The organism is Luteimonas soli, from assembly GCF_042648865.1.
Taxonomy (GTDB): domain Bacteria; phylum Pseudomonadota; class Gammaproteobacteria; order Xanthomonadales; family Xanthomonadaceae; genus Luteimonas; species Luteimonas soli.
In genome coordinates this window covers 1-6,344 of the sequence record NZ_JBHRYA010000002.1, presented here as the reverse complement: position 1 = coordinate 6,344, position 6,344 = coordinate 1, and the positions used below count along the sequence as shown (strand labels likewise).

The following is a 6,344-nucleotide window of genomic DNA, read 5'->3' as shown; positions in this document are numbered from 1 at the left end:
CGAGCTGCCTTGGCCGGCTTCGCCGGTGGCGGCTTCTTGTCGCGAGCCTTTTTCGTCACGGAATTGCGGGTCTTCTTTTGCTTCGGTTTGCTCATAGCGCCCATCGACGGGATTCCTGCTGTTGAACCCGTCGATGGTAGCGATTCCGTCCTGGTTTGGCTCGCGATTGTCGGCACTATCCGCCCCCGGATTTTCCTGTTCCCACTTGGCGCTGCCGAACACATCCCACGCCGGCGGGGCGCTCTCCACGGTCATCCCCGCCTGCTCCAACTGCGTCGCCATCCAGGCCTCCACGTCCTCGGCCGGCTGGCCAGCACGGGTCCGGGCATTGGCCTCGGCCGCCACCTGGTCGATAAGCCGCTGCGAGTCCTCGGCCGTGCGCGCCGAGTCCGGCACGCCGGCTTTCGCCGGCAGGTACACCTGCGACGCGGCCCGCTGCGCCAGCGCGGGCGCGGAAAAGCCCAGCGAAAGCATCGCTGCGGCGGCGAAAGCAAGAACGAAGCGGCCCCGATTGTCCATAATTTCCCGCGCTGATTGTTGGAACAATCGCAGGTTACGCCCGCGATTTTTCCGCGTCAAGCACAATGACCCAATAGCACAGTGGCGCAGCGCGAGGGGCGGGTAGCGAGGGGATTTAAGGGCGTCCGTGTCCATTTCGCATAATCATACTTATGTAATAAAATCAATAACTTACGCGCGGTTTTCCGGCGGGTCGCCGGTGCCGCTCTCGCGCAGCCTGGTCGCTCGCAACCGCGCCGTGCTCGGCGTAGTCGCCAGCACGGTCAGCGGCAGCAGCAGCGCGAACGCCAGCAGCGCCAGCGCCCAGCTCGACGGCACGTAGATCGCCGCGGCCGTGCCGCCCAAGGCGACCAACAGCGGGATCCGTGCGTTGTGGAGTACCAGCTGCACCAAGCCCAGGCCCATCGCCACCAGCAGCGCGAGCGCGCCGATCGCGGCGAAGGTGTTGACCTGCAGCTCCTGCGCGGCGTTCAGCGCCTCGGCGCCGCGGTGGACGCTCGCGAACATGAGCATGCCGAGGAGCGTGGCCACGTGGCCTAGCTTCGGTTCGCGGAGCAGCTGCAGGCCGGGGATTCGCTTCATTGCCGGGTTCATAAGAATTACAGCTCAATTCTGGATCGCCGCTCGACTGCCATGTCTATCTGCCGCCAAGCGACGACACACAGCATCGCAGCGAGGATCGCTGGTGCGCTGGTGCCAGGCCCGAACACCGCGGCTGCACTCAGCAGGAACAAGCTCTCGCAAAGAATTAGCACAGGGAAAAACCTCTTGGTCTGCGCCACGAGCAAGACCGTGTTGATCGTGGCGAGTACGAGGAGGAGCGGCATTCCTATTTGCGCTGCCTGGCGCAACGGATGGATCGCCTGATCGCTAGGGCTGGCTGCGTAAAGCACCATCGCCCCTGCGACCATCCACGCTGTCTTGTAGCTGCCCAGCGCGTCCAGCAGGCTGGGGTGGCTTTTCGGATCCTTGGGGGCTTGCTTCAATGACGGGTTCATGTCGTCTCCAGGGCCCTTTTCAAGCGGCTTGCGCCTGCGCGCCCGCTTCCGCGGCCGCGCGGGCATCGAGCCTGCGCAGCCGTTCCTTCACCAGGTCGGTCTGCTCGCCGTTGCGCATGCGGTCGATGATCCAGCGCAAGCCATGCGCCATGTTGGCCGCGCCCACCGCGTCCGCCGCTTTCTCGTCGGCTTCCAGTTCGCGGTGCCCGTGCAGCGCCCAAAAGATCGCCGAGAACATCAAGCCGAGCAGGACCAGGTTCACCAGCGGCCAGAAACTTCCTGGCGGCGTGGCAAGTGAAATCAGTACGTAGAGCAGTGCGCCCACGAGCGAGCCGATCGTTGCATTGCAATGACCGCTCGCGATGTGTCCCCATTCGTGCGCGATGACCGCTTGTCGAACGTCTTTCGGCGCTTCGAGTAGCGTCGGGCTGACGCAAAGCCAGAAATAAATCGCCGCAGCTCCGCCCATGCGCGCCATGAATTTTTCCGGCAGCACCAGGAGTTTCGGGCTCGACAACACCGCAAGTTTGCTCGGGACTTTCTCGCGGATTTGCGTGTATTCCTGCTGCGCGATCGCGTGCAGTTTTTCTCGATCCTGCATTTCCATCGACGGTAGGGCCTCACGCTGATGTTGGGGGCGATCCGCGACACGCGCGGATACGGCTGTCGTAAACCGAGCCAGCGTTCCGCTGTCTCGGCCCTCCGGGCTTCCATCCTCGCCCAGGCCTTCGGCGGTTTCTCTCGCCGCAAACGCAAGCGGCGACGCTGCCTGAAAGACAGCGCCGCCGTTGTAATGCGTAGAACGGGCCAAGCTCACGATGATCCCCCTGTAGGAACGCCGAACAGGGCGCTAGTGCGCCCTGCCCGCCTACTGGATTTGCTGCCGGGTGCGATCGCGGCCGTCGTCGCCGCCGCCACCGTTGTCCCCACCGCCGCCACCGCTCGACACGAACGGGCACACCGGGTACGCATGGCCCTTCGCCAGCTCGCGCTGCAGCTTCTGGATCGGCGGAACGCACTCGGCAACGGCCATCGGGCCGGCCGGGTTCGACATGCACATCGCGACTTCGCAGGCCCAGCGGGTCTTGTCGCTCATCTGCGTCGGATCCGCAGGTTGCGTCGGGCCGGAAGTTCCGCCACCGTCGCCCTGCTCTCGATCGACTTTCTTGGCCGCGCTAACGCTGAAGGCAGTGAACGTGACGGCCAGACACGCCACAATCAGCAGAACGTTCCTTTTCATCTCTCGACCTCACCTGTGAGCGGCTGATGCCCAGCCGTGTTCCTTGATTACCACTCCAAAGGGCACCCTTGCAACTAATGCTTTACGATTGTTGCAACAATCCTCCCCGGATACCTGCCGGATTCACCCCTCCGACATGACTACATTATCACCCCTGCCCCAGCCTATCGACCGCGACCTTGCCGACCTCGCCGCCGCGGTCTACGACCAGGGCGTTCAGCAGGTTGGCCGCTGGCGGCGCGACTTCGACGCCGCCATATCGGTCATCCCGGCCGGGATCGGCCCGACCTCGAAACCCGATCCCACGTCTGGCTTCAAGGCCGCGGTGTTCACCGATGGGGAGAAGGCGGTCCTCGCGTTCGCCGGCAGCGAACGCGAAACCCGCGACTGGCTCACCAACTTCGCTCAAGGGCTCGGCATGGACACGGCCCAATACCGCCAGGCCGCTGCCTTCGCCCAGGAGTGCAAGGTCCAGTACGGCGACAAGCTCATGCTAACCGGGCATTCGCTTGGCGGCGGCCTCGCCGTGATCGCTGCGGCCTCGACAAATACGCCTTGCGTCACATTCAATCCGGCCGGCGTTCACAAAAACACACTCGAACGCGCCGGCGTCGATCCCCAAGGCTTCCGCGAGGCCGCCGAGGCAGGCCTGGTGCGGAAGTACGTCGTCCAGGGCGAGATCCTCGACCGGCTCAACAAGCTGCCGCTTGTGCCGAAGGCGCACGGCGCGGAAATCAAGATCGAGGATCCAGAAAAGGCCTGGAGCTTCACCAAGCACTCCATGACCGCCGTGCAGCGGTCGATGGACGCGGCCGACCTCAGCCGCGTCACGGTCGCCGAGGCCGCCCTGCCCCACGGCGACCCGAAGCAGGCGGCGATGGCCGCCGCTTTCCGCAAGGAGCCGGCGGGCAAGGCCGTCCGGGAGTTCCCCGGCCTGGCCAACGCCTACAAGCTCCTCGAGGCGGCCGAGGCGAAAGCCTCGGGCATGGCCCAGCCGTCGAAGGACCGGCTCATGGCTGCGATGCGCGAGAACCTGGCACGGCGCATCGAGCGCGGCGAGCAGATCCCGGCCCCGAAACAGCAGGCGCAGCAGCTGGCGGTTGCAACTGCACAGGCCGGTCCCGAACGCTGATCCTGCGCATCACCGCCAACTGCGCCAGCGGCCGCCTTCGGGCGGCCGTCGTCGTTCCAAGGGTTCTCCATGCACCAGGCACCGGCGGCGCTAAGACTGGGACTCTCGCTATGCCGCCGGCGGATGCAAGCTGGCGCTCCTCCACTGCGTTGCGGCCCTGCGGGTGCATCCGCCGCCGGCGTCGCGAATACACGTCCCACGCGCCACTTCCGGCACCTGGAGACCAGCATGGAAAACCACTCGCTCTGGAACAACGACACGCAAGCCGCGGAATACGAAATCCTCGCGCAGGCCGAGGAAATCTTGCGTCGCAGGATCAACGACGGGGATCTCCTGTCGGATCCCACCAAAGCCGGGCAGCTGCTGCGCTACCGCCTCGCAGGGCGGGACCGGGAGTTCTTCACGGTGCTGCTCCTCGACACCAGGCACCGGCTGCTGCACGTCGAGGACCTGTTCGCCGGCACCATCGACGGCGCGGAGGTCCACCCCCGCGAAGTCGTCAAGTTCGCCCTCATCCACAACGCGGCTGCCGTCATCGTCGGTCACAACCATCCGTCGGGGAATCCCGAACCGTCCGCTGCAGACCGCGCCGTCACGGCGCGGCTCAAGCAGGCGCTGGCGCTCGTCGACGTCCGCCTCCTGGACCACTTCGTGGTCGGTGCAGAGGGCGCGCCCGTCTCGATGGCCGCGCGAGGCTGGGTCTAACCCAGCCTCAATCCTTCACCTGCCCGCTGCACCGCCCGCACCACTGGCGCCGGCGGATGACGCGGTGCGCGGTCGCCTCGAACACATGGCCTTCGGCGCATCGCCAGCGCAACACCGATCCGGTCTTGCGCGATATGCAGGTGCCGCCGTGTTCGACGGCCACCGCACGCGCCTCCTGCAGCGTCCACACGCGGCGCGGAACGCGCGGGCTTTCAATCGGCTCGCCTCGGGCCGCGCCGACCGCCTTTCGCCGGCGATAGACCACCGCCGCCGACACGCCCAGCCGCGCCGCAATCTCCACGTCGGGCAGCTTCCCGACGAGTCGATCGACCTGCCTGTGCTTCGCAGCAGCCACGCGCAGCGGCTTGATGCCGCGCCTCTGGCGTTCCTTGCGCACGGTTTCTGCATTGACGCCCAACTCGGACGCCAGCTCGTGGTCATAGACCTTCCCCAGCCGCGCCAGCTGCGCGGCTGTCCACACGTGAGTTTTCCCCACGGTTCAGGCTCCGGTTTCGACGCCTATTCCCTGTTGACGCAGCCAGCCGTCGACGGCGGCCTTCGCATCGCGTACTGCTGCCGTGCGCAAGGCATCGTCCATCGCGTTGAGATACCGCTGGAACGTCACGCCCTGGCCGTTGATCGCTCGCGGATCCGCGCCGGCCTCGAGCAGGACCAGCACGCGCCGCGGATCGTTGACCTTCGCCGCCTGGTGCAGCGGCCGATTGCCGGCGGCATCGGCCGCATCGACGTCGGCGCCGGCGGCGAGCAGCGCCTGAAACTGCGGCTCGCGGTCGTGCATGATCGCCGTGAACAACGGCGTCTCGCCCTTGACCGGATTGCGCAGGTCGGGCGACACGCCCGCTTCCAGAAGCGCGGTCATCATCGCCGGATTCTCCGCCGCGGCCGCGTAGTGCATCACGGTGTTGCCGTGATCGTCCGGCGCGCTTGGATCGGCGCCCGCCGACAGCAACGCCGTCATGCCGGCGTTGCTCTGATGCAGAAACGCCCACTGCACCAGGTTGACGCCGCGATCGCCGCGGGCGTTGACGTTGCACCCTGCCCGGGCCAGCTCGGCGACCGCTTGCTTGTCGCCGGCGGCCGCCGCATCGGCCAGGGCCGCAACGCGCTCATCGCCGAACACGTCCAGCGCCGTGACCTGGCTCACGTCGTCGACCTCGGCCCGATGCGGCCGATGATCGGCGCCGGTTCCGCCGGCGGAACCGCCAGCGGCGCGACCAGCGCCCGCGTCTGCAACGCAAGCGCCTCCTCGACCGTCACCAGCTGCTCGCCGACCAGCTGCAGCAGGACCGTTCCCAGCTCCTGCAGCTCGACCTGACTCAACGCGCCCATCGCCAGCTCGCGCTCGGTGTTGGCGAGGTAGTTCTTCACCAACTCCGGCGTCCACTTCACCAGCAGGTTGCCGACGTGCAACAGCAGCGCCTCGCGGTGCTCGGCGGTGATGTGTCCGTCCTGCCACAGCTTGTCGATCGCGGCCCTGCAGGTCGCGATCGCGTAGTCCGATCCCCTGCCCCGCGCCGCATCGTCCAAGATCGCCGCGATGCGCTTCTGAACCTCGGTTTCAGTCGTCATTGCCGTTCCCATCGGGCCGCCCCGTGGCGGCGAAAGGTCACTATAGCCTGTTTCCCCAGGCCCGTCGCCGGGCCTTCGGCGAGGGCTCGCGTCCGGGCTGCGCCCCGCAGGTGCGCACTCGCACCGAACGCATTTCCAGGCTCCCCGCAGCTGCCATGCC

General features: G+C 66.7%; 9 protein-coding genes and 1 pseudogene. 2 read left to right on the top strand and 8 right to left on the bottom strand.

Annotated features, from left to right (window positions below):
• The 5 genes from ACFONC_RS03135 to ACFONC_RS03115 all read right to left on the bottom strand — a co-directional run.
• The coding region (locus tag ACFONC_RS03135; protein ID WP_386742242.1) for a hypothetical protein at positions 1-654 on the bottom strand (654 nt) is incomplete at its 3' end.
• Between the two features lie 36 nt (positions 655-690).
• On the bottom strand, positions 691-1,101 hold the full coding sequence (locus ACFONC_RS03130; RefSeq protein ID WP_386742241.1) for a hypothetical protein: 411 nt from the start codon (positions 1,099-1,101) through the stop codon (positions 691-693).
• 17 nt (positions 1,102-1,118) lie between these two features.
• On the bottom strand, positions 1,119-1,517 hold the full coding sequence (locus ACFONC_RS03125) for a hypothetical protein (protein ID WP_386742240.1): 399 nt from the start codon (positions 1,515-1,517) through the stop codon (positions 1,119-1,121).
• Between the two features lie 19 nt (positions 1,518-1,536).
• The gene (locus ACFONC_RS03120; RefSeq protein WP_386742239.1) at positions 1,537-2,124 is read right to left on the bottom strand and encodes a M48 family metalloprotease; all 588 of its coding nucleotides are present in this window, start codon (positions 2,122-2,124) and stop codon (positions 1,537-1,539) included.
• Between the two features lie 261 nt (positions 2,125-2,385).
• Positions 2,386-2,613, bottom strand: a complete 228-nt coding sequence (locus tag ACFONC_RS03115; protein WP_386742237.1) for a hypothetical protein — start codon at positions 2,611-2,613, stop codon at positions 2,386-2,388.
• A 232-nt stretch (positions 2,614-2,845) separates the two neighbouring features.
• On the opposite strand from ACFONC_RS03115, the gene ACFONC_RS03110 reads away from it, so the two are divergent.
• Complete coding sequence (locus ACFONC_RS03110; protein WP_386742236.1) at positions 2,846-3,889, top strand: Mbeg1-like protein; 1,044 nt, start codon at positions 2,846-2,848, stop codon at positions 3,887-3,889.
• A gap of 282 nt (positions 3,890-4,171) precedes the next feature.
• Positions 4,172-4,594, top strand: a pseudogene (locus ACFONC_RS03105) (JAB domain-containing protein); the annotation flags it as partial.
• Positions 4,595-4,601: 7 nt separating this feature from the next.
• Here ACFONC_RS03105 and ACFONC_RS03100 read toward each other — a convergent pair.
• From ACFONC_RS03100 to ACFONC_RS03090, 3 genes are read right to left on the bottom strand one after another with little or no spacing between them, the layout of a single operon-like run.
• On the bottom strand, positions 4,602-5,075 hold the full coding sequence (locus tag ACFONC_RS03100) for a hypothetical protein (protein WP_386742234.1): 474 nt from the start codon (positions 5,073-5,075) through the stop codon (positions 4,602-4,604).
• A gap of 18 nt (positions 5,076-5,093) precedes the next feature.
• The gene (locus ACFONC_RS03095; protein ID WP_386742233.1) at positions 5,094-5,759 is read right to left on the bottom strand and encodes an ankyrin repeat domain-containing protein; all 666 of its coding nucleotides are present in this window, start codon (positions 5,757-5,759) and stop codon (positions 5,094-5,096) included.
• Positions 5,756-6,184, bottom strand: coding sequence for a hypothetical protein (locus tag ACFONC_RS03090; protein WP_386742232.1), 429 nt, complete (start codon positions 6,182-6,184; stop codon positions 5,756-5,758). The genes ACFONC_RS03095 and ACFONC_RS03090 overlap by 4 nt, the downstream gene beginning before the upstream one ends.
• Between the last annotated feature and the right edge of the window lie 160 nt (positions 6,185-6,344).